We start from the raw sequence: 19,646 nt of genomic DNA, 5'->3' as shown, positions 1-19,646 counted from the left end.
TCTTGTTCGTTTTTCTGTTTTCTGCCGGCTTGCATGGCTATCCCCTGCAAGCCGACGTAGACAACCGTCTACTTTTGCAGCAAAGTAGACGAATGTAGACCGAGTGTCAATTCCAAACCGGATTCACTCACGCCGGCGTATCCCGGCCTCAACTTTGTGCCTGACACCATGGAAGACGTTGCCGGCGGCAAACGCAAACTGATCGACGCAGCGCTGCGCCTGGCCGCAGCCAGGCGCAGCTTCGCCGGCCTCGGCCTGCGGGAGCTGGCGCGCGAGGCGGGGCTGAACCCAAACACCTTCTATCGCCACTTCCGCGACATGGAAGACCTGGCGCTGACCGCCGTGGCCGAGGTCGGCAACGAGTTGCGGCCCATGCTGCGCGCGGTGCGCTGGGCCGTGGCGCAGGACAACCCCGGCGAGGTCGCCACCCGCGCCTGCGACGCCTTCTTCGCTTACGCCGATGCCCATCCGGACGCCTTCTTTGTCGGCGTGTGCGGCAGCACCGGCCCGCAGCCCGCGCTGCGCGAAGCCGTGCGCCAGGTGCTGGCGGATATCGCCGGCGAGATGGCGGAAGACATCGAACGGCTGGAGCTCTGCCCGGGGCTGTCGCGCCCCATCATCGACGACCTCTGTGGCTACGTGGTGTCCTACCTGTTCCACCTGTCGACGGACTACCTCGAAGATAACGCCAAGGGACGCCGCCTGCGCATCCAGCAATCCAAACAGCTGATCAGCTGGCTGCTGCGCGGCGCAGCCGAACAACAGCGGGCGCAGGATCAACCGGCGCCCGTACCCGCACCTGCGCGCAAGCGCAAGCCGACGGAGCGCCGGCCGCACTGAGCGCGGCAAGCCACACCCAGTCCTGACCACCAAGCGAGGAGACCAATGAGCCTGCAGAACCTGTTGCTGTCTTATGGACTGAGAAAGCGCCTGAAGCGCGGCGCACCACCCGAGCACATCGACGTGGCCGGCACCCGCCGCGCGATGGCCCAGTTCGGGCAGAACGCGCGCGTGCCCGCGGGCTGGCGCATCGAGCGCTCCGAGGATCCCGCGCTGCCGGGAGAATGGACGCGGCGCGAAAACGGCAACGCAACGGCGGATGCTCCCACGATCTTCTACCTGCACGGCGGCGGCTACTACTTCTGCACGCCCCAGACGCATCGCCCGCTCACGCTGGCACTGGCACGCAAGGCCGGTATGCCCGCGTTCTCGCTGGATTACCGGCTGGCGCCCGAGCACCCTTTCCCCGCCGCGCTGGACGATGCGGTCGACGCCTACGCCGCGCTGCTCGCGCTCGGCATCTCGCCAGGCCATATCGTCATTGCGGGCGACTCCGCCGGCGGCGGGCTGGCGCTGGCCACGCTGCTCGCGTTACAAGCGCGCCACATGGCCCTGCCCGCCGGCGCGCTGCTGTTCTCGCCGTGGACCGACCTGGCGGCCACGGGTGAAACCTTGCGCAGCAACGATCGCCACGACGTCATGTTCCACGGCGACTCGATCTCCCGCGTCGCGCGCCTGTACCTGGGCGACACCGTTGCCACGGAGCCGCTGGCATCGCCGCTCTACGCGGCCCCGGAAGCGCTGGCCGCGCTGCCGCCGCTCTATGTGCAGGCCAGCGACAAGGAAGTGCTGCTCGACGATTCGCGCCGGCTGGTGGAACGCGCCAAGGCGGCGGGCGGCGACGCCGAGCTGCATATCTGGCGCGGGGTGCCGCACGTGTGGCAGCTCTACCATCCTTTCCTGCCGGAAGCGCGCCGCGCGCTGGCCGATGCGGCTGCGTTTGCCACGCGGGTGACAAGCGGCTGAACGCCTGCCTTGTCTGGTTTCCTCGGTATTTTCCCTGAGCCAGCCGCGCAACGGCGGGAAAGCTGGATGAAGGCTTGCCATGCCTACGATGCAGGGGCTGGCTCATGGCCGTGACACGCGTCCGGCCCGCGAGCAGCCTGAATCATCGACAAGACTAGCGAGCCCCGAGGAGATCAACTTGAAAACCAAAACCACAGCCCTCGCGCTGGCGATCGGCGCGGCCTTTGCCGGCCACGCCAACGCACAATCGAACGTGACGCTCTACGGCCTCATCGACACCACCATCAGCACCATCAGCAACGCCAATGCAAAAGGCGATCGCCTCACCGGCTACCACCAGCCCGCCTGGTTCAGCGGCAACCGCTGGGGCCTGACCGGCGCGGAAGACATTGGCTTTGGCACCAAGGTGATCTTCAAGCTGGAGAGCGAGTTCCAGAGCTACAACGGCGCGATGGACACCCCCGGCGTGCTGTTCAACCGTGACGCCTGGGTCGGCATCAACAGCGATGTCTTCGGCAAGCTGACCTTCGGCCGCCAGAATGCGCTCGGACGCGACCCGATGGCCTCCGGCCTCTACGGCGATCCCTACGGCCCGGCGGCCATCACCACGGAAGAAGGCGGCTACACCAACAACAACAACTTCAAGCAGCTGGTGTTCTACGCAGGCAGCGCCACCGGCACCCGCATGGACAATGGCGTGGTGTGGAAGAAGCTGTTCGACAACGGCCTGACCGCCGGCGCGGCGTATCAATTCGGCGAAGTGCCGGGCGCGCCGTCGCGCAACACCACGGAAACCGTCACCCTGGGCTACAACGGCGGCAATTTCCACGTCTCGAGCTTCTTCACGCAGGCCAACGTGAATGGCCAGCGCAACCGTACCTATTCGGCTGGCGGCAACTATGTGTGGGGCATCGTGCGCGCCAGCGCAGGCTATTTCCACTACACCGCGGAACAGGGCGCGCTGGGCCAGCGCAAGGACGACGCCTACACCGTGTCGCTCAAGGTCGACCCGGCAGGCGCCTTCGACTATGAGATCGGCTACCAGATGATGAAGGCCGGCCACGCCGCCCTGAATGCCGATGGCTTCACGATCAACGCTTACGGCAACACCGCTAGTTCGACCGCAACCGACAGCGGCCGCAAGAACACGGTGTACGGCTCGATCTTCTACCACTTCTCGAAGCGCACCGAGGTCTACCTGGCAGCCGACTACATGTTCCTGCAGCACGGCTATCACGCCGCGCAGTCGAACGGCTTCGCGCACCAGAGCGAGTTCGCCGTGGGTATGCGCACGCGCTTCTGATCCCATTTGCATCGGTCCCGTGCCTCGCGGCGCGGGCCTGGCTCCGAACTTTCCTTGTCCCGGCCACAAGCCGGGTTTTTTTCGTTCTGGCGGCTTCGTTCCGTGCTTCAGGTTTGCTGCCGTCGCCCACTTGTTGGTTATGCCCGCGTGCTGGAAAACACCACGGGCTTCGCTTCAAGTGGCCCCTAGCTAAGCCACCCCTCTCCCCAGCCCCCTCCCCCTGAGGGGAGAGGGAGCGACAGCCGTCGTCATGGCGTGTGGTGTTGGCCCATCCGTCGGCTCCGTTCAATGCCACCGGTCCCCAACCCTCTGCCCCTGAGGGGAGAGGGAGCGACGGCCGTCGTCATGGCGGGCGGTGTTGGCCCATCCGTCGGCTTCGTTCTTTGCCACTGGTCTGCTCCCCTCTCCCACTTGTGGGGCCGGGGGAGAGGGCGGGCGCTCGCAGGAAGTCCGGCGAACCAAGCAAAAAGGCCCGCGCCGACGGAGAGTCGGCGTGGGCAAGGGAGATAGCGTCCCGGCGCGTGCGTAGCGCTATTGCGGCGCGCCGCGAAACAAAGCTCAGGCCAGGTTGCCCGGCTTCCATTTGAGCAGGCGGTTTTCCAGCGTGGTCAGCAGGAAATCCGCGGCGAGCGCTACCACGGCCAGCACGATCATGGCGGCGAACACGCCGCTGGCATTGAAGGCGCCCTGCGCGGTGGCAATCAGCAGGCCAATGCCCTGCTTGGAGCCCAGGAACTCGCCCACCACGGCACCGACCAGCGCGAAGCCAAAGCTGACGTGCAGGCTGGCCAGGATCCAGCTCAATGCCGACGGCACCACCACGGCAAAAGTCAGTTGCCGTTTGGAGGCGCCGAGGATCTGCGCATTGGCGATCAGGTAGCGGTCGGCCTCGCGCACGCCCTGGAAGGCATTGCCGAACACCACGAAGAACACCATCACCACCGCCAGCGCCACCTTGGAGGCCATGCCCAGGCCCAGCGCGATCACGAAGATCGAGCCCAGCACCACGCGCGGGATGGAGTTGGCAATCTGGATGTAGATGCTGAACACATCGGCCAGCAGCTTGTTGCGCCCGAGCACGATGCCGCAGATCACGCCGGCGACCGAGCCGATCAGGAAGCCCAGCCCGGTCTCTTCAAGCGTGACCGCCACCTGCTCCAGCAGCGGGCCCTGCGAGGTACCGTTGACGAACCAGTCGTAGATCTGCTCTGCAATCAGCGAGGGCATGGAGAAGAAGAACGGGTCGATCCAGTGCAGCCGGCCCGCCAGCTCCCAGCCGCCCAGCGCCACCACCAGCAAGGCGATGCGCAGGGTGATGATCAGTTGGCGGCGCCGGCGCATGGCTAGCCGCGCTTCCCGTTCAAAGGTGTCGAGTTCGTCGGCAAGGGCCGTGTTTGCTTCCATATTCATTGGTATTGGCATTGGCATTGGCTACGGTTGGCGGTGCCGCATCAGTCGATGTGGACTTCCTCGCGCAGATCGGCCCAGATTTCGCGCGACAGTTCGACAAAGTGCTTTTCGTAGCGGATCTCCGAAGTCACGCGCGGGCGCGGCAGGTCGATCTCGTAAACACGCTTGAGGGTGGCCGGACGCGCGGTCAGCACGAAGACCCGGTCGGCCATGGCGATGGCTTCTTCCAGGTCGTGCGTGACGAACACCACCGAGCCGGCGTTCTGCGACCAGAGCTGCAGCAACTCGTCCTGCATCAGCGTGCGGGTCTGCATGTCCAGCGCGCTGAATGGCTCGTCCATCAGCAGGATCTGCGGGTTGTTGATGAAGGTCTGCGCCAGCGCCACGCGCTTGCGCATGCCGCCCGACAACTGATGCGGGTAGTGGTTGCTGAACTTGGCCAGCCCGACCTTGCGCACCCATTGTTCGGCAAGGCCATAGGCCTGGTCGCGGCCGGCGCCGCGGAACAGCGGCCCCGCCGCCACGTTGTGCAGCACCGAGCGCCACGGGAAGACCGCGTCGGCCTGGAACACGAAGCCGATGCGAGGATCGATGCCGGTCACGCGGTTGCCCATCAGCCGCACCTCGCCGGTGCTCGGCTTGAGCAAGCCGGTGATCAGGCTCAGCGTGGTCGATTTGCCGCATCCCGTCGGTCCGACGATGGCGACGAACTCGCCCTTGCCCACGCGCATGGAGAAGTCGCGCAGGGCCACGGTGGCAGTGCCATCGGGCGCGATAAAGCGGCAGGAGACACGCTCGAATTCGATGGCCGGCACGTCTTGCGGTACGGTATTGGTCATGAGGGTTCCTTGCAGTCCGCGCGCGCCGGCGGCGCGGACCGGTTGTTCGCCTGGCGCCTTACTTGGCGGCGCGGTCGACGAACTCGTTGGTAAACGTGCGGCCCAGTTCGATGTGCTTGCCCTTGACAGTCGGATCGAACGAGGCGAGCACCTTGAGCACCGTTTCTGGGCCGCCGGCGGGCATCCTGCCGTCGTCCGTGAACATGGGCAGCGAGGCGCCCAGGGCCTTGACGTAGAGCTCGCGGTTACTGCCGTAGTAGTCCTTGGGCATCTTCTGCGCGATCTCCTCGGCGCTGTGGGTCTTGATAAAGCGCATGGTCTTGACGAAGGCACGCGCCAGCTTCTGCACCTGCTCCTTGTGCCCCTCCACCCAGGCGCGCTGCATATAGAGGCTGGAGGCCGGGTAGAGCCCGCCCAGCGCCTGGGTGGTGCCCTCGGCCGTGCGCATGTCGACCAGCACCTGCGCCTCGCCGGTCTTGAGCAATTGCGAGATGGTGGGCTCGGTGGTCATGCCGGCATCGATGCGGCTCTGGCGTATCGCCGCCATGAAACTGTTGTCGGCACCGACCGGCAGTACCGTGTACTGGCTGGGCGCCACGCCCGCCTTGAAGGCCAGGTACTGCGTCAGGAAGTTGGTCGACGAGCCCAGGCCGGTCACACCAAGCGTCTTGCCTTTCACGTCGGCCATGCTCTTGATCTGGCCGGCCGCGCGCGTGGCCACCATCTCCACCTCGCCCGGCACCTTGCCGAACACCACCACGGCCTCCACTTCCTTGCCCTTGCTTTGCAGGTCAATGGTGTGATCGTAGAAGCCCACCACGCCCTGCACCGCGCCGGCCAGCAGTTCGTTTTCGGCGTCGACCCCGGCCGGTTGCGAGAGGATCTCGACGTCCAGCCCCTCTTCCTTGAAGTAGCCCAGCTGCTCGGTCAGCCTGGCCGGCAGGTAGATGATCTTGGTCGCGCCGCCCACCATGATCGAAAGCTTGCCATCGGCCGCCTGCGCCGTGTGCGCGACCGCAAGTGCTGCAAAGGCAACTGCGAGCGCGCCCTTCCTGTATGCATTCATCTTTGTCTCCCTTGTTTTGCTGGCGCCAGGTCTTGGTGGCCGGGCCATTATTGGGCTCTGGTGATGGGACGCCTCCGCGCTCGCCGAGGCCATAGCGCGGGGTTCGAATCATTCTAGGCAGCGCAAACCTTCACGCAGCTTTCGCCGCATCTCAGGGAATATCCCGATACGGTGCGGTGTCCTGCGGCGGGGCGGGCAGTGGTAAAAGGAGACCCCGGTAACAGTAGGTCCTCACCAGAGCGGTTCATGAAGGTATTGCTGATCGAAGACAACGCTTCGCTCATCCACTGGCTGGCGAGGCTGCTGAAGGAAGAGCGCTTCATGGTCGATACCGCGCTGGACGGCGAGTACGCCGATCAGTTGCTGCAGACGCAGAGCTATGACGTGGTGCTGCTCGACCTGCAGATCCCGCGGCTGGCCGGCAAGAGCGTGTTGCGCCGGCTGCGCTCGCGCCGCAACAACGTCCCGGTGCTGGTGGTGACCGCAAGCGCATCGGTCGACGAGAAGGTGGAGTGCCTCGGCCTGGGCGCCGACGACTACCTCGTCAAGCCTTTCGAAGTGCGGGAACTGGTCGCGCGCATCAAAGCCCTGGCGCGGCGGCAGACCGGAGAGAAGCAAGCCGAACTGGCCTGCGGCGACCTCACCTACAACACCGACACGCGGCAGTTCTACGTCGCGGGGGAGCTGCTTTCGTTGCGGCTGAAAGAGCACACCGCACTGGAAATCCTGATGATGCGGCTGGGCAAGACTGTGTCCAAGGCAAGCCTCATGTCGGGCGTGTACTCGCTCGACGAGGAGGCCAGCGAGGACGCCATCGAGATCTATATCCACCGCATCCGCAAGAAACTCGAGGGCTGCCAGGCCACCATCATGACGCTGCGCGGCCTGGGCTACCTGCTGCAGCAAAAGCAATGATCCACAGCCTGCGCGTACGGTTGCTGCTATGGCTGCTGGTGCCGCTGGCGGCCTTTGTCGGCATCAGCAGCTACGCCGCCTACCTGAGTGCGGCGGATACCGCAAACCGTGTGCAAGACCGCGCGCTGCAGGCTTCGGCCGATGTCATCGCGGGCCATATCGCGTGGGCGGACGGGCGCATCACGGTGCAGGTGCCGCCGTCGGCGCTGTCTCTGTTTGACTCGCCCTATGGCGACCACGTTTTCTACAATGTGGTCGACGATCGCGGCCGGATCCTGGCCGGTAATCCGCGGTTCGAGCAACCGCCGATGGCGGGCGCCTCCAGCCCCGTGTTCTACTCTTCGCAGTTTCAGTCTCAGCCGGTGCGGGTAGTGCAAGCCACCCGCACGATGTTCGACTCCGGAGAGGCCCGCAAGGTCACCGTCACCGTGGGGCAGACGCTGATCGGCAACCACGAGCTGGTCCGCAGCCTGCGCATGCCGGCGCTGCTGCGCGAGGTGGTGATGCTGCTGCTGGCAGTGGGGCTGGTGATGATCGGGCTCACGGTGGAACTGAGCCCGCTGCTGCGCGTGAAAGACGAAGTGGCGGGACGCGACCCGATGGATCTGGTACCGGTGAGCGCAATCGACCTGCCGCAGGAATTGCGGCCCATTGTCGAGGCGATCAACCAGTGCATCCAGCGCCTGAACGAATATGTGCGCCAGCAAAAGCGCTTTATCGCCGATGCCGCGCACCAGATCCGCACCCCGCTCGCGGTGCTGGGGGCGCAGCTGGAGTTTGCCGCGCGGGTGGACGATGAGGCGAGGCTGCGCGAGATCCTCGGCTCGATGGAGACCAGCACGCAAGCCATGACCAACCTGGCCAACAAGCTGCTGTTGCTGTCGCAGGCCGAAGCCGCGCGCAGTGCCGGTGCCGCGCAACAAGGCGCGGACCTGGTGCCGCTGGTGACCGCCGTGCTGGAAGACATGGTGGTGCTGGCGCAGCGCAAGGGCATCGACCTGGGCGCCGAGCTGGCGGTCGGCAGTGCGCGGGTGGGCGTCAACGAATGGATGATGGCCGCCGTGGTATCCAACCTGGTCGACAACGCGATCCGCTACACGCCGGCGCAAGGCCAGGTCACCGTGGCCCTGACGCTCGAGGCGAAATGCGCCGTCCTCGCGGTGAGCGACAACGGCCCCGGCATTCCCGCCGAAGCGCGGCCCAAGGTATTCGATCGTTTCTATCGCAACGCGCTGCCGAACCAGGAAGGCAGCGGCCTGGGGCTTGCCATCGTCAAGGAGATCGTGCTGACGGCGCAAGGCCAGGTGAGCCTGAGCGCGGGCATCGGCGGGCGCGGCGTCACGCTGACGGTGCGCCTGCCCCTGGCCGCCTGAGTGCCGGCGCCGGTGCAGGACACCGATGTCGGCACTGAAGCGTCGCCCTTAGTCCACCACCTTGCCGCGCTGCGCCTTGACCTGGCTGCGCTGGCTCTTGCCTTCGAGGCGCCGCATCTTCGAGCCGAAGGTGGGCCGCGTGGGACGGCGCGTGCGCGGCGGCGTGGCCACGCTGCGCACCAGGTCGTGCAGGCGCTGCACCGCCTCTTCCCGATTCATCTCCAGGCTGCGGTGCTGCTGCGCCTTGATCACCACCACGCCATCGCGCGTGATGCGGTGGTCATGCAGTTGCAACAGCCGCGCCTTGTGCCCTTCCTCCAGCGAGGAGGCACGGACGTCGAAGCGCAGGTGCACGGCGTTGGACACCTTGTTGATGTTCTGCCCGCCGGCGCCTTGCGCGCGGATCGCGGTGATCTCGTATTCGGTGTGGGGGATGGTGATGTCGGGCAGCATGGGTCGCATGATAGCAAGGGCCGGTGCGGCCTGCTCCCATACGCTAGCCGTGTGCTAGCGGGCCGACGGCAGCTCGCCCCAGGCCACCAGGATTCGCTGGATGCTGCGCGCGTAAGCGTCGCGCTGGCTCGGCGATTCGGAGTGGTAGGCGCCGATGGCGCGCCAGGTGTTGCCATGCTTCACCATCTTTTGCTTTAGCAGCCAGGCGGCGACATAGACGTTGACGCATGAATCGGTCAGCGCGCGGCTCGGCACGCCCTGGCGTGCCAGGTCGCTGAAATGCACCGAGTTGATCTGCAATTGCCCAACGTCGATCGACCCGTTCGCATTGCGGTTCACCGCGGCGGGATCCCCCTTCGATTCGAACCACGCGATGGCGCGCAACACCGAAGGATTGACGCCCTGGTAGGTGCCCGCCTCCTCGAAGCAATCCTGCGCGCGGGCGGCGCCATGAAACAGCAACAGCGACAACGCCAGCACGCAGCCGGCCAGCGTGCCGGCATGCCCGCTGCGCGGTCGCGTGCCGGCTGGCTTCCTCTGCGCGTTAGCGGACACGATTGACGCCCTCGCTTGCCAGGCGCTGGCGACGATCGTCCACCGGGCCGGGCGGGGACGATTGCTGCAGGGCCTGGTCAAGCTGATGTGCGATCTTGTCCAGGTACGCACGCGAGGCGTCGGAGACCACCAGCCGCACTACGGGCGCGAGGCTCTTGCGTTCCTGCGCGGGCGGCGCTTTCATCCTGGCCCTGGCGGTGTGCCCCACGTGCGGCGCGCTGAGCTCGTCATTGCCGCTCGCGGGCGGCAACATGGCCAGCGAAGGCAGGGGTGGGTAGACCTTGTCCGCCGCAGGCGCGGCTGCGGCTGCGGGTGCAGACAAGACAGGACGGGCATCGGCGCCAGGCTCGGTGGCAAGCGCCGGCATGGCCAGCGACAGGCTGGCTGCAAACAGGGTGAGGCGGTGCATCGGCTGCGGCTCCTTATTGCGTTATTGCGATTGCGCCGTCTTGATGGTGACGCTGTACGGCTGGCTTGCGCCGGCCGTCAGGTTCTCGAGGTGGACCGCGGCGCTTCGCTGTGCCGGCACGCCTTTCCAGATCGCCTGGTTGAGGTAGGGCAGATCCTGGCCAAGCGCGGTGACGACGATGGTGGCCGGCTGCTTCTGCCGGGCCGCCAGCGCCCCCGCCTTGGCGAGCACGCCCGCGAGTTGCGCATCGCGCGCGCCAAGCGCGTCCGGCGGGATCACAAAACTCGCAATCGCGCTCTCCGGCGCCGGTGCTTGCGCCGCCGTGAAGGCAGGCAGTTGGGCGCAACCTGCCATCACGATCAGCGCTGCCGCGCCCGCCAGCGCCATCGCCAGGCGCCTTGCCAACGCGCCCGGCAGCCGCGAATGAGCAAGTGCCCGGCAGGCCCGTTCGCGGCGCGCTTTGTCTGCGATATTGCACATGGAATGGCTTCCCGAGGCGTTTGATGCGGGCTATTTACGCATTGGGCCGACCGGGCGAAAAGGCGCAATTAAGGGTGAAAAGCGCTTCTGTTTGCTGATTGACAGTCCCTCCCGCCAGGCAGCCGTAAAGCGCCCGGGCGTGGCTACGAGCCGGTCATGGCACATTCGCGCAAGCCACGTGCTCGACAGGCCGCCCGGCGCAATTCCGAAATGCGCCTTGCGCCACACCGCCCGCGCCGCCGGAAACCACCCGCAGCGGTCCCGCCGCTACCCGGAATGTGCCGAGGCGCGTTTGGGCTGTATCAACGGCACAACGTGCGCATAGGTGACGTTCGAACCAGCCGAGGAAGAAGTCCGACCTGTTCGTGATCTGGTTCTGCACGCCGGTCGCGAACCGCGCTTGGTGTCCCGACAGCACGAGCAGGGAGCAGCGAAACGTGGGTAGCCGCCGCATCTGAGGGCGCATCTTCGGCAGTTTGATCAGGTGTTCGATATCCGGGGAGAACCCAGTGTTCTTCATTTCCAGGTCAGCTACGCCAGCGCCGGCAGCGACACCGGCTGGAAGTCTGGCGTGAAGGCCTGCTGCGCCTGCGCCGGCGCTCCGACCAGGACGTGGACAGCTTCATCACCCGGCCCGCGGGCTCTGCCGGATGGTCGATGTCGGTACTGGACCATCAGCGGAAGATCCACACGCGGATCGATCGATAGGTGCAACTGGTACGTGCTGGAGGCTGGCGAGGCGGCAACGCCGTGTGCTGGAGCGAGCGTTTTGCCTGCCGTTGCGCAAGGCCATGTGATTTGGCGTACGACCGCCATTGCCATCGGGCCGCTGCCAAGTGACGTCTTCGACATCAATGACGGCGGCTACGTCCTGAATGACGCCAACGCGGACATCGAGCCTGACTGAGCGGTATCTGACTGCTGCTGAGCGGTAACTGATTCAACTGGGAATTTTGGTGCGCCCGGCTGGGATCGAACCAGCAACCCCTGCCTTCGGAGGGCAGTACTCTAGGCCGCCGCCTCAGAACGGTAGCAAACGCTGCACAGCGCTTTGTATCTGGTCTGGCGCAAGGTGCGCGTAACGTTCCGTCACTGTCACCGACGAGTGCCCTAGCAGGTCTTTAACCACCATCAGCGGCACACCGGCCATGACCAGCCAGCTCGCACAAGTGTGCCGCATGTCGTGAATGCGATAGTCATCGATCCCGGCCCTCTCGCAAGCCCCCTCAAAGCCAGTCTGAAACGTCGTAATCCGCCGCCCACCGCCGTGGCCGAACACCCAAGGATTACCAGGCGCATTCAGCCGCCCCCATCCCCGAAGCACAGACAGCGCATCCAGCGCCGCATCATTCAACGGTACGGTCCGACGCTTTGCGGACTTCGTGTGCTCTGACTCCAGTAGGAAAAACCGGCGCTCTCGATCCACACGCGACCAGGTCAACTTCAATAACTCGCTCTTCCGCGCCCCCGTATTTAAGGCCAGCCGAATAAAGCAAGCCAAGTGCGGCCGCCGCGCATACATCTCCGACGCCTCCACCAAACGGCTCGCCTGATCCTGCGTAATCCACCTCACACGGCCTTCGGAAACCTCCAACCCTAGACGCTGGACTGGATTGCCGATGTCCGGCCTGTCATGTTCCAGACGCACAAAATTGAGAGCAGCTGAGAAGAAGCGCAGCTCCCGGCCAATGGTCGAGCCCTTCACACCCTCTGCCTGCCTAAGCGCAATGTAGGAGCGCACGTCAGCACGCCGGAGCTCAGTGACCAGCCTACCCCCGAAGTGGGGTAGCAAACGCTGCAAGGAATAATGGTCACGCTGCTTGCTGCGATGACTCGAGCCCGCCAGGTAAATACCAACCGCCTCTTCAAAAATCATTGACCCAGCGCCCTTCTGTTTTTCAGCGGATTGTAGCCAAACAGAACCCACTAGAATGCGACCAAAAGGGAGGATCACATGAAGCTCACCATCATCCTGGCTCTGCTGATCGCATCGGGATCTGCCTGCGGTACCACCAAATGCAGAAGCGGCACGAAGATCGTGTACCTAAATGACGTTTGTCCAGCTGGCTACACCGACATCACCGGCCAAGAGCATGGCGAGAACTTCGGGATCAAGCCGATCCTGACGCCACAGCAACGAGAAGCGGCCGAAAGGAAAAGGCTCGAAGCCTGGGGACGAGAAAATCTGGCACGCCGTAAAGACACGCAAGCCGAGATGGAGCAACTGGAAAGGGAGATTCGGAGGAACAACGCGCTGCACCCGCTGAAACAATAGGCCCGCAAGAACGCCCTGGCTCTCAGAGCAACGCACCTGGTGCACCAGCTCGGCGGGAGAAAAGCAGCTTGCAAAACGGAGGGGGGAGGATCAGGCGCGGCAGCTTCGCAGGATGCGGCATCGCACAGCCCGCTACTCGGCCTGGGGAGTGCCCTCCGGGCCGGACAAGCCCGCTGCACAGATCAAGGCCAGTCGCGCTCCCCACCCTGGCCCAGCCCCCAGACACTCCTAACGCTAGACGCCCTTTTTCGTTACGCCTTGCGCGTTACAACATAGCGTCCCCGGTCATCGCGTTCCACAAGGCCTTACGCATAGCGCTAGTAGTCCGCCAATCCGACGCGAAATCCTCCCAGCCGGGCAGATCTGCAATGGCGTGACGTACCTTCCAGCTCCGGGCCTTCCGCACACGATTCACCAGGTCAATCATGAAATCGAAGTCCACCGGATTTCCGTTACGCGTTACGGATTTTGCGACACCCTTCTTCGCCGCGGCCAGCTCGTCCTGGAGCTTGTCCACGGCAGCAAATGCCTTGTTGCGCTCGTCCTCGGCCAGCTCGATACGCTTGTGTGCCAAAGCCAATTCCACGCGGCTTCTCACGAGATCGTCGTGAACTTCGACCAGGTGATCGTTCTCCCGGTCGCGTGCATTCACGTAGCCTGTCAACTCATCGATGGTCTCGTGCGCTTCGGCCAGCTCGGCCTTGGTCGCGTCGAGCTCGGCCCGCAGCTCAGCCATCGCATCCTCCAGGCCACCGACGTCCTGGTGCATGACCTCGCCACGGAACACGCCGGCATTTTCCGTTACCGTAACGGAAGCCTTACGCCTGGCACGATACGCTGCCTGACGCTCCGCGTTGCTCAGGGCATTTTCCTTGCGGGGACGGCCACGACCAGGTCGAACACCCGCCAGCAACTCCGCAGTACGATTATCCGTTACGTCACGCATATTCATCTCCCTGACTGAGACTTTATTTTACGTTACTAGTAACGGATATTCAATATCCGTTACACTTTTCCCGTAACGGAAATTAGCGTTTCACCCGGCGCCGCGGGGATTCGGGCTCATCAAACACCGCCAGGTCAATCGGATCCAGCCGCCGCTGCGAGTCGCCCAACATCGACCCCACCTGCACCACCGTTTGCGACTGAGGCTGCGGTGGATCCTTCGGTACCGGCACCTGGTCAGCGTCAAACGCCATGAAAAAGCCATTGGCCACCACGTCCGCGCACTGGTGCTTGTCGAGCTGGAGCCGCGTGCCCTGCTGGCTGTAGCAACGGCACTGGCCCTTAACCGTGACACAAGCCGCAGGAATCGGAACCCGCTTCGGCTGCGTCAACTGGTCGTACACCGGCGCGGTGTAGTCCAGGCCCGCAATACGCGGTGTGTAGGACGCCAAATACTGCGCGGTGGTCATTGGCCCCTGCTGAACCGACTGCGAGGCCGTAACGCCCGTTTGCGGCCCCTTGGTGGCGCTGGCTTCGATCTTGGCAGGCTCTGCAGCTGCGGGATGCCCGATCTTCCACAGCACGCGCATGCCGATAACGCCGGAAATCAGCGCCACCACCGGGAAAATGAACATCAGCCAGTATTTGAGCGGGATCTTCTTTTTATGCGTGTGGGCATCCGCCGACTTGTACCAGGTGTAGACCTCCTTGGGATACGCAAACGTGGTCCGCAGAGCGCGCTTCAAATTCGCGTTGGTCGGGTCCTGCACCTTCTGCATCTTGAATACGTCTGCCTTCTCGCGGCCCCATTGACGGATCAGGTGGATGTACTCGCCCGCGAGCTTCTTGATGTGGTTGTCCACCAAGCTCGGGTCCTGTGTCATGAAAAACAGATCGAAGCCGCGGTGCCGGTGCGTCTCGAGCAAGGCCACATGCAGGGGAGGCTTCTGACTCGACGGCCGCGGCGGCATGACCTGCTGCACCTCGTCGATCACTACGATGGATTTCTCCGGGCATTCGTGCCACTTGGTCGGATCGTCAAGCTTCTGCCACGGCAGCGTGAGATCAGCGATGCCGTGGTAGAACACCGGCCGGTTCTCCAGCTTGCGCTTCTCTTCGACGTTGGCCAGCGTGAACAAGGTCTTGCCATTGCCCGGCTGACCAGTGATGAGTGTGAGCATGTCCCCTCCCCCTTACTTCTGAATCATCTTGCGCACCGAGCCACCACTCAGCCCGGCCAGCGAGGCGCGGATCGCAAGCGTGGTCAGAATCATGTTGAAACAGGTGCCGACCTTGAGCACGCCCAGGATGCCGACAATGTTCCAGGGCAGCGCGCCGGCCTGGCCGACATAGGACAGGAACAGCGTCTTGAAGCCCGCCATCAGCGCATCGACACCGACAAAGCTCACGAACCCGATCCCCAGAGCCAACAGCACGCGACCAACCAACGCAGTGGCCGCTTGGGCCAGCAGCCCGATCAGAGCGCTGGCGAGAATAGTGACGAATGGCATTAGAAGGACCCCCGGAGCATGTAGGCACACAGCGCGAGCGTGCCGAGCATATTGAGCACACCGAACAGCTTGCCGAAATCACACAACGGGCCGGTGCTAATGTTGAGCATGGAGCCGTTGGACCCTGGCAGAGCGCCGAGCGGGATATGCAGATCCGGCAGGCACTGTGCCGCGATGCCCATGTCATCGACGTTCGACAGTCGGGCCGACAAATCGACCTGCGTGGCATTTGACGGGCTGGGCAACGTCGACGCCTGCGGGTCCTGACCGTTCGCCAGCTTCTGGCCAAGCGCAACCGCACCGTTCGGCCCATCGTCCTTCTGCAGCTCGCAGCGCGTCTTGTACTGCTGCTTGATCATCATGCAAGCGATGGCGTCGCCAGTACACGCGGGCGGAGTCGTGCAGTCATCGCCACCGGCAGCCGTACCCTTATTGGTGTTGCCGCCACCACCGCCGCCGCCACCACCACCCGTACAAGGCGACGAGCTCGGATTGTCCTTGCAGAATCCATCTTGCGTCTGCGTGACCTGGTCTTTCGAACCATCAGCATGCGTTACCGTGGCCGTCACCATCGCTTGCCCATTCACATTGCCCACGCTATACGACACCGTTTCGGTCTGCGGTGCAGCAGCAACACCACTGGCGTCAGTGTGCATCGAGGTCTTCGTGTCGTTCATCGTCACCGTCGAACCAGGAATAGACCCCGCAGTCGCGCACATCCCCACACCGTTAAAGGTGCCATACACCTTGCCCTGGTCAGCGCACGATTGCAGCGACGGCGGCTTGTCCTGGGTCTCGTCGTACATGACCGAGTCGATCACATCGTAGTTCGCCCCAGTCGTACACGCCCGCCCGGTCGCCTTGCCGAGACGCGTGTTATAGGTGCCATTAATCACCGTAGTGAAAGACCCCGTCGTGTAGCCGCATCCCTGGACACAAATGAGGTCAGGTGCCACGCCCCCAGCCGCCGGACCCTGAACACCGGAGCCGCGATACTTGTTCAGCAGCGATGCGCCCGAACAATCCGGAGGAGGAGGAGCAGGAGGATTAGCACACGGCGTCGCAAGATTCGTGCTGTTGAAATACACGACGCCGCCAGTAACAGCGCACCGCCCCAACAGCCAACCGACCATGTTGCCATTGCGTGCACACCACGTACCCGAACTATTCTCACCTAGCGACGCCGTACCACCTCCCGTGGACGCGATCCAGTCCTGACACGCCGCGATTGGCGTGGGGAACCACACACTACCGCTCTCCTTTACATACGCTTCTGGCGGATAGGTTGCTGCGCCCGCCTCAGAAGCCCACATCAGGCCAAAGGCACATAGAGCCAAGGTAAGGACGCTCGCACGAGCCAGGCGGCGATTTGTCCAGGGCAGCACAGCCGCCAAGAAGCGATAGAGCCAGAGCATATGCAGACACCCTCAAGAGAAAAGAATCCATCCCGCCCCCAACAGCGCCACCATCACGAAGTACCCTTCCATACGACCTCCCGTAAACGGAAAGCGAGGGCCGTAGCCCCCGCAGATTCAGCAACTGACCCCTCGCCCGCTCACTTGATGGCTTGGCGCACCCAGGTGTAGGTGGCCACAGCAGCGCGCACCCCCAGGACAGCCACGCCGATGGTGCCGATCGCAACCACGCCGGTAGCGATCGCATCGGTGACGGCGCTCAGGTCGATCGGCGTACCCGCAGCCATCGCCTTGCTCGTACCCACGACCGCCACACCGCTGGCCACTGCCACCTTGGTTTCGACACGAGCGGCAGCAGCTCGCACAGCCTTGAAAATCTTGTTCATATCACGACTCCTCAACACGATTGGAAAAGACCCGAGCCGCAGCCCGGATCGCAAAAGCAGTGCCCCACGCAAGCAGGATCGAACTGCCAATTACCGCCCCGTCGCTGACACTAAGCGGCGGGAGCAGATGAGACAGCGCCCATTCGTCGCGCGTGACCAGCAGGTAGCCGGTGCAGCTGCTGGCATCGTCTGCAGTGGGCTGCAGCTGGCCGCTGACGTTCTGGACGCAGAGAGCCATTACGCCGCAACCTTGTCCTTGCCCTCGACCACACGCTGCAGCGGCTTGATGCCGGTGATGATCTTCACGTCACCGCCATCCTTACCGTTGCTTGTCTCGATCATCGTGACCTCTGCCAGGAACGGAAACGGGTTGTTGATGATGGTCTTCACCACCTCCGAGCTTTCGCACTTCAGCGCTTGCGTGCAGACGCCCTTCGCGTCCTGCCCACGAAGCTCAACATCGGTATAGATCGTCCCGGTGTCCAGCTGCTTGCCGTCCATGTTGCCGACCCAAAACTTAGCGCCGCGGATGGTGACGCGTGCGAGCATTTCCATAATTAACTCCCGACAGTCGGCGCAGGATCGTGCGCGCCGTACACGTGCCGTGCCAGAGCAGATTTGTGCAATTGCGCCGGTACGCCAGGACGGCGGATTCGGATCACAAAAGCGGCAGCGTTTTCTTCGGTGGTATGCATCCGGTAGTCAACGAGCTTTCCGAATTGCACCTGCAGGTGGTCGAGCTTGCGTTCGATAACAATCTCGTCCTGCAGCTGGATGGCTTCTTTCTGGTCGGTCGCGCACTTGAGCGGATCAGCCTCCACCAGCTGCTCGAGCGCCTTGTATGCGCCCACGAAATAGCGGTCACGTTCAATCAAAATGCGGTGGTCTACAACGCGATCCTTATTGCGAAACTCGATCTCGATACGCAGCCACTCGCTGTCCTGCTTGCCCAGCTGGCGGCCCTTCTCGTAAGCCCGCAGCATCTTGCCGTTGACCCGCTTGCCGATCTCCAGGGTGCGGCCACCGATGGCGCCACAGCCGGCAATGCCGCTCTCGATCTTCTTGTACTTGGGGATGCGGCCCCCGGCATTGAACTCGCCCGCAAAGTACATCTGCTCGACCTGGTCAACGCTGACCTGCCCCTCGCAGAAGTCCCGCGCCAGATCGCACCTGGTGATGTTCGCGTCCAGGTCCTGCACCGTGGCATAGACCGCGTCCCAGTCGGCCACGACCACGCAGCCCTGCCCAGACATGTCGACCATCATCGTGCCGCCCACGTTGTCGCCACCGCAGCCGATCGTCGCCAAGCGCATCGTTTCGCCGTTGACCCACGCCAGCACATCGGTGCTCGCCTCGTATCCGCGCAGCCCTGCCCTCTTCTTGCTCGGCATCAACGTCACCGAGATGGCGAACCACAGATGGAAGTACTTGCGCAGTTGCTCCAGGGCGTCGCCGATGCTGCCATCAGGCAGGAAGGTAAAAGACAGCCAGTCCACGATGGTCTGTGCCTCGCGTTGACCACTTTCCCCCCGTATTACCGGACGGGGGGAAGCGGCGCTGCGCGCCGGTGCCGTCGCTGACGCTCCGTCCCCTGCGCGAGCGCCGCCCGTCTTGCGGGCTTGACGGGAAGGGTCAACCAGCTTGGCAACCGGCTTGGCAGATGGGCGCAGCTTCATTCCGTATCCTCAATATCGTCCAGCGCCTCTTCGGCTTCTTCACGTTGTTGCTCAAGCAACTCCAACGACTCGACCTCGGAATCCCGCTCGTCTTCGAGGTTCTCGATGGAGATCTCGGCCCGGATCTTCATTTCTTCGCGCTCGCCAATCCGATCCCAAATCAGCGCCTGGCGCTCGACCAGATCGACAGACAAAGACGAAGCGGACGGCAGGTAATCGCCGCTATCACGCCCGCCGATGATTTCTTCCAGGTAGTCGTAGGCGACGTTAAGAGAGCGCATCGCTGACTCGCACTCGTCCACCACGTGCTGCTTGGCCGCCATCAAGTCGTCGTAATAGTCCCGACACTCTTCGGCGGTCTGGTAGCTCATCAGGCACCACCCTTGCTGTTGCGAACGCGAAGACGCCAGCACTGAGCGCGCAGCTGCAGCACCTCTTCTTCAAGCTTGCGATTGGTGCGCTCTGCCAGGCGGTCGCCAAGGTGATCGAGGACCTTGAAGCAGAGGGAATAGACGAAGCCACCGAGCATCCCGCCAACAAGGGCAGCGCAAGTGGAAGCGGCCAGCATGGAGCCGGCAAAGTCGATGATCTGGGTGAGAGTCAGGGGCTGCATCAGAACAGCCCCTGTTGGCAAATCTCGATCTCGATGCGGACATGGCCGCGCTGGCCGGCGCTCTTCTCGTAGACCCTGGCAACCAGGTCGGACAGACCGTCCTTGTGCTGGCGAAAGCCATCAGCCTGGCGCTGCGCACGCACGTCTACGAGCCATTGGGGCGCCTGAGCGCTCTGGAAGGGGTCCACCCCTGCCCTCGGTTTTGCAACGCCCCTG

General features: G+C 63.8%; 27 protein-coding genes. 6 read left to right on the top strand and 21 right to left on the bottom strand.

Annotation, left to right across the window (positions count from 1 at the left end; translation table 11 throughout):
• Window positions 1–168: 168 nt before the first annotated feature.
• The 3 genes from ACGLHR_RS02995 (at window position 169) to ACGLHR_RS02985 (ending at window position 3,109) form a co-directional block, all read left to right on the top strand.
• Window positions 169–840, top strand: a complete 672-nt coding sequence (locus ACGLHR_RS02995; protein ID WP_400091765.1) for a TetR family transcriptional regulator — start codon at window positions 169–171, stop codon at window positions 838–840.
• A gap of 45 nt (window positions 841–885) precedes the next feature.
• Window positions 886–1,806 (top strand): alpha/beta hydrolase, encoded by a 921-nt coding sequence (locus ACGLHR_RS02990; RefSeq protein ID WP_400091763.1) that lies wholly within the window; start codon window positions 886–888, stop codon window positions 1,804–1,806.
• Between the two features lie 178 nt (window positions 1,807–1,984).
• The gene (locus ACGLHR_RS02985; protein WP_400091762.1) at window positions 1,985–3,109 is read left to right on the top strand and encodes a porin; all 1,125 of its coding nucleotides are present in this window, start codon (window positions 1,985–1,987) and stop codon (window positions 3,107–3,109) included.
• Window positions 3,110–3,667: 558 nt separating this feature from the next.
• On the opposite strand, the gene ACGLHR_RS02980 is transcribed toward ACGLHR_RS02985, so the two are convergent.
• The 3 genes from ACGLHR_RS02980 to ACGLHR_RS02970 are packed head-to-tail and all read right to left on the bottom strand — an operon-like array spanning window position 3,668 to window position 6,424.
• Complete coding sequence (locus tag ACGLHR_RS02980; RefSeq protein WP_267604729.1) at window positions 3,668–4,531, bottom strand: ABC transporter permease; 864 nt, start codon at window positions 4,529–4,531, stop codon at window positions 3,668–3,670.
• Window positions 4,532–4,560: 29 nt separating this feature from the next.
• A complete protein-coding gene (locus ACGLHR_RS02975) occupies window positions 4,561–5,358 on the bottom strand; it encodes an ABC transporter ATP-binding protein (RefSeq protein WP_400091760.1) in 798 nt (265 codons plus the stop codon).
• A gap of 58 nt (window positions 5,359–5,416) precedes the next feature.
• Window positions 5,417–6,424, bottom strand: a complete 1,008-nt coding sequence (locus tag ACGLHR_RS02970; protein ID WP_400091759.1) for an ABC transporter substrate-binding protein — start codon at window positions 6,422–6,424, stop codon at window positions 5,417–5,419.
• Between the two features lie 246 nt (window positions 6,425–6,670).
• Between ACGLHR_RS02970 and ACGLHR_RS02965 the strand changes: the two genes are divergently transcribed.
• Together ACGLHR_RS02965 and ACGLHR_RS02960 are read left to right on the top strand one after the other, a co-directional pair.
• Window positions 6,671–7,339: a response regulator gene (locus ACGLHR_RS02965; RefSeq protein WP_400091758.1), complete on the top strand. Its 669-nt coding sequence runs from the start codon at window positions 6,671–6,673 to the stop codon at window positions 7,337–7,339.
• Window positions 7,336–8,712, top strand: a complete 1,377-nt coding sequence (locus ACGLHR_RS02960; RefSeq protein WP_400091756.1) for a sensor histidine kinase N-terminal domain-containing protein — start codon at window positions 7,336–7,338, stop codon at window positions 8,710–8,712. Before ACGLHR_RS02965 ends, ACGLHR_RS02960 begins: the two co-directional genes overlap by 4 nt.
• Window positions 8,713–8,760: 48 nt before the next feature.
• On the opposite strand, the gene arfB is transcribed toward ACGLHR_RS02960, so the two are convergent.
• The 7 genes from arfB to ACGLHR_RS02925 form a co-directional block, all read right to left on the bottom strand.
• The gene (gene arfB, locus ACGLHR_RS02955; protein ID WP_174426883.1) at window positions 8,761–9,165 is read right to left on the bottom strand and encodes an alternative ribosome rescue aminoacyl-tRNA hydrolase ArfB; all 405 of its coding nucleotides are present in this window, start codon (window positions 9,163–9,165) and stop codon (window positions 8,761–8,763) included.
• 54 nt (window positions 9,166–9,219) lie between these two features.
• Window positions 9,220–9,657 (bottom strand): lytic transglycosylase domain-containing protein, encoded by a 438-nt coding sequence (locus ACGLHR_RS02950; protein WP_400091787.1) that lies wholly within the window; start codon window positions 9,655–9,657, stop codon window positions 9,220–9,222.
• 52 nt (window positions 9,658–9,709) lie between these two features.
• The gene (locus tag ACGLHR_RS02945) at window positions 9,710–10,129 is read right to left on the bottom strand and encodes a hypothetical protein (RefSeq protein ID WP_400091755.1); all 420 of its coding nucleotides are present in this window, start codon (window positions 10,127–10,129) and stop codon (window positions 9,710–9,712) included.
• A gap of 21 nt (window positions 10,130–10,150) precedes the next feature.
• Entirely contained in the window at window positions 10,151–10,516 is a 366-nt protein-coding gene (locus tag ACGLHR_RS02940) for a hypothetical protein (protein WP_318236630.1), read from the bottom strand.
• Window positions 10,517–10,763: 247 nt separating this feature from the next.
• Window positions 10,764–11,129, bottom strand: a complete 366-nt coding sequence (locus tag ACGLHR_RS02935) for a hypothetical protein (protein WP_400091754.1) — start codon at window positions 11,127–11,129, stop codon at window positions 10,764–10,766.
• Between the two features lie 11 nt (window positions 11,130–11,140).
• Window positions 11,141–11,284 (bottom strand): hypothetical protein, encoded by a 144-nt coding sequence (locus ACGLHR_RS02930; protein WP_400091752.1) that lies wholly within the window; start codon window positions 11,282–11,284, stop codon window positions 11,141–11,143.
• Window positions 11,285–11,630: 346 nt separating this feature from the next.
• The gene (locus tag ACGLHR_RS02925; protein WP_400091750.1) at window positions 11,631–12,485 is read right to left on the bottom strand and encodes a tyrosine-type recombinase/integrase; all 855 of its coding nucleotides are present in this window, start codon (window positions 12,483–12,485) and stop codon (window positions 11,631–11,633) included.
• Window positions 12,486–12,563: 78 nt separating this feature from the next.
• On the opposite strand from ACGLHR_RS02925, the gene ACGLHR_RS02920 reads away from it, so the two are divergent.
• On the top strand, window positions 12,564–12,884 hold the full coding sequence (locus ACGLHR_RS02920) for a hypothetical protein (protein ID WP_400091748.1): 321 nt from the start codon (window positions 12,564–12,566) through the stop codon (window positions 12,882–12,884).
• Window positions 12,885–13,149: 265 nt separating this feature from the next.
• Here the strand turns inward: ACGLHR_RS02920 and ACGLHR_RS02915 are convergent, their stop codons facing one another.
• The 11 genes from ACGLHR_RS02915 to ACGLHR_RS02865 form a co-directional block, all read right to left on the bottom strand.
• Window positions 13,150–13,830: a hypothetical protein gene (locus ACGLHR_RS02915; RefSeq protein WP_400091746.1), complete on the bottom strand. Its 681-nt coding sequence runs from the start codon at window positions 13,828–13,830 to the stop codon at window positions 13,150–13,152.
• Window positions 13,831–13,912: 82 nt separating this feature from the next.
• The gene (locus ACGLHR_RS02910; RefSeq protein ID WP_400091744.1) at window positions 13,913–14,968 is read right to left on the bottom strand and encodes a zonular occludens toxin domain-containing protein; all 1,056 of its coding nucleotides are present in this window, start codon (window positions 14,966–14,968) and stop codon (window positions 13,913–13,915) included.
• 54 nt (window positions 14,969–15,022) lie between these two features.
• Complete coding sequence (locus tag ACGLHR_RS02905) at window positions 15,023–15,340, bottom strand: DUF2523 domain-containing protein (RefSeq protein ID WP_400091742.1); 318 nt, start codon at window positions 15,338–15,340, stop codon at window positions 15,023–15,025.
• Entirely contained in the window at window positions 15,340–16,146 is an 807-nt protein-coding gene (locus ACGLHR_RS02900; protein WP_400091741.1) for a virulence factor TspB C-terminal domain-related protein, read from the bottom strand. The genes ACGLHR_RS02905 and ACGLHR_RS02900 overlap by 1 nt, the downstream gene beginning before the upstream one ends.
• A gap of 749 nt (window positions 16,147–16,895) precedes the next feature.
• Window positions 16,896–17,141 (bottom strand): major capsid protein, encoded by a 246-nt coding sequence (locus tag ACGLHR_RS02895; protein WP_400091739.1) that lies wholly within the window; start codon window positions 17,139–17,141, stop codon window positions 16,896–16,898.
• Window position 17,142: 1 nt separating this feature from the next.
• Window positions 17,143–17,379 carry a phage coat protein gene (locus ACGLHR_RS02890; protein ID WP_400091736.1) on the bottom strand — a complete coding sequence of 79 codons (237 nt, stop codon included), beginning with the start codon at window positions 17,377–17,379 and terminating at the stop codon, window positions 17,143–17,145.
• Window positions 17,379–17,696: a hypothetical protein gene (locus ACGLHR_RS02885; RefSeq protein WP_400091735.1), complete on the bottom strand. Its 318-nt coding sequence runs from the start codon at window positions 17,694–17,696 to the stop codon at window positions 17,379–17,381. The genes ACGLHR_RS02890 and ACGLHR_RS02885 overlap by 1 nt, the downstream gene beginning before the upstream one ends.
• Window positions 17,697–17,698: 2 nt before the next feature.
• Window positions 17,699–18,817 carry a replication initiation factor domain-containing protein gene (locus tag ACGLHR_RS02880; RefSeq protein ID WP_400091733.1) on the bottom strand — a complete coding sequence of 373 codons (1,119 nt, stop codon included), beginning with the start codon at window positions 18,815–18,817 and terminating at the stop codon, window positions 17,699–17,701.
• Complete coding sequence (locus ACGLHR_RS02875; RefSeq protein WP_400091732.1) at window positions 18,814–19,188, bottom strand: hypothetical protein; 375 nt, start codon at window positions 19,186–19,188, stop codon at window positions 18,814–18,816. The genes ACGLHR_RS02880 and ACGLHR_RS02875 overlap by 4 nt, the downstream gene beginning before the upstream one ends.
• The gene (locus ACGLHR_RS02870; RefSeq protein WP_400091731.1) at window positions 19,188–19,430 is read right to left on the bottom strand and encodes a hypothetical protein; all 243 of its coding nucleotides are present in this window, start codon (window positions 19,428–19,430) and stop codon (window positions 19,188–19,190) included. Before ACGLHR_RS02870 ends, ACGLHR_RS02875 begins: the two co-directional genes overlap by 1 nt.
• Window positions 19,430–19,618: a hypothetical protein gene (locus ACGLHR_RS02865; protein ID WP_400091730.1), complete on the bottom strand. Its 189-nt coding sequence runs from the start codon at window positions 19,616–19,618 to the stop codon at window positions 19,430–19,432. Before ACGLHR_RS02865 ends, ACGLHR_RS02870 begins: the two co-directional genes overlap by 1 nt.
• Between the last annotated feature and the right edge of the window lie 28 nt (window positions 19,619–19,646).

The organism is Cupriavidus sp. CuC1 (assembly GCF_044627735.1).
GTDB lineage: Bacteria > Pseudomonadota > Gammaproteobacteria > Burkholderiales > Burkholderiaceae > Cupriavidus > Cupriavidus ulmosensis.
This window is presented reverse-complemented; position numbering and strand designations above follow the sequence as displayed.

What these genes read in the sequence shown, in the direction of transcription:
- ACGLHR_RS02970 (WP_400091759.1), bottom strand. Translation starts at nt 6,424, where the DNA reads ATGAATGCATACAGGAAGGGCGCGCTCGCAGTTGCCTTTGCAGCACTT.
- ACGLHR_RS02920 (WP_400091748.1), top strand. Translation starts at nt 12,564, where the DNA reads ATGAAGCTCACCATCATCCTGGCTCTGCTGATCGCATCGGGATCTGCC.
- ACGLHR_RS02905 (WP_400091742.1), bottom strand. Translation starts at nt 15,340, where the DNA reads ATGCCATTCGTCACTATTCTCGCCAGCGCTCTGATCGGGCTGCTGGCC.
- ACGLHR_RS02935 (WP_400091754.1), bottom strand. Translation starts at nt 11,129, where the DNA reads ATGAAGAACACTGGGTTCTCCCCGGATATCGAACACCTGATCAAACTG.
- ACGLHR_RS02965 (WP_400091758.1), top strand. Translation starts at nt 6,671, where the DNA reads ATGAAGGTATTGCTGATCGAAGACAACGCTTCGCTCATCCACTGGCTG.
- ACGLHR_RS02945 (WP_400091755.1), bottom strand. Translation starts at nt 10,129, where the DNA reads ATGCACCGCCTCACCCTGTTTGCAGCCAGCCTGTCGCTGGCCATGCCG.
- ACGLHR_RS02980 (WP_267604729.1), bottom strand. Translation starts at nt 4,531, where the DNA reads ATGCCAATACCAATGAATATGGAAGCAAACACGGCCCTTGCCGACGAA.
- ACGLHR_RS02895 (WP_400091739.1), bottom strand. Translation starts at nt 17,141, where the DNA reads ATGAACAAGATTTTCAAGGCTGTGCGAGCTGCTGCCGCTCGTGTCGAA.
- arfB (WP_174426883.1), bottom strand. Translation starts at nt 9,165, where the DNA reads ATGCTGCCCGACATCACCATCCCCCACACCGAATACGAGATCACCGCG.
- ACGLHR_RS02925 (WP_400091750.1), bottom strand. Translation starts at nt 12,485, where the DNA reads ATGATTTTTGAAGAGGCGGTTGGTATTTACCTGGCGGGCTCGAGTCAT.
- ACGLHR_RS02880 (WP_400091733.1), bottom strand. Translation starts at nt 18,817, where the DNA reads ATGAAGCTGCGCCCATCTGCCAAGCCGGTTGCCAAGCTGGTTGACCCT.
- ACGLHR_RS02915 (WP_400091746.1), bottom strand. Translation starts at nt 13,830, where the DNA reads ATGCGTGACGTAACGGATAATCGTACTGCGGAGTTGCTGGCGGGTGTT.
- ACGLHR_RS02885 (WP_400091735.1), bottom strand. Translation starts at nt 17,696, where the DNA reads ATGGAAATGCTCGCACGCGTCACCATCCGCGGCGCTAAGTTTTGGGTC.
- ACGLHR_RS02890 (WP_400091736.1), bottom strand. Translation starts at nt 17,379, where the DNA reads ATGGCTCTCTGCGTCCAGAACGTCAGCGGCCAGCTGCAGCCCACTGCA.
- ACGLHR_RS02975 (WP_400091760.1), bottom strand. Translation starts at nt 5,358, where the DNA reads ATGACCAATACCGTACCGCAAGACGTGCCGGCCATCGAATTCGAGCGT.
- ACGLHR_RS02900 (WP_400091741.1), bottom strand. Translation starts at nt 16,146, where the DNA reads ATGTACGACGAGACCCAGGACAAGCCGCCGTCGCTGCAATCGTGCGCT.
- ACGLHR_RS02870 (WP_400091731.1), bottom strand. Translation starts at nt 19,430, where the DNA reads ATGCAGCCCCTGACTCTCACCCAGATCATCGACTTTGCCGGCTCCATG.
- ACGLHR_RS02960 (WP_400091756.1), top strand. Translation starts at nt 7,336, where the DNA reads ATGATCCACAGCCTGCGCGTACGGTTGCTGCTATGGCTGCTGGTGCCG.
- ACGLHR_RS02940 (WP_318236630.1), bottom strand. Translation starts at nt 10,516, where the DNA reads ATGGCGCTGGCGGGCGCGGCAGCGCTGATCGTGATGGCAGGTTGCGCC.
- ACGLHR_RS02995 (WP_400091765.1), top strand. Translation starts at nt 169, where the DNA reads ATGGAAGACGTTGCCGGCGGCAAACGCAAACTGATCGACGCAGCGCTG.
- ACGLHR_RS02990 (WP_400091763.1), top strand. Translation starts at nt 886, where the DNA reads ATGAGCCTGCAGAACCTGTTGCTGTCTTATGGACTGAGAAAGCGCCTG.
- ACGLHR_RS02875 (WP_400091732.1), bottom strand. Translation starts at nt 19,188, where the DNA reads ATGAGCTACCAGACCGCCGAAGAGTGTCGGGACTATTACGACGACTTG.
- ACGLHR_RS02930 (WP_400091752.1), bottom strand. Translation starts at nt 11,284, where the DNA reads ATGGTCCAGTACCGACATCGACCATCCGGCAGAGCCCGCGGGCCGGGT.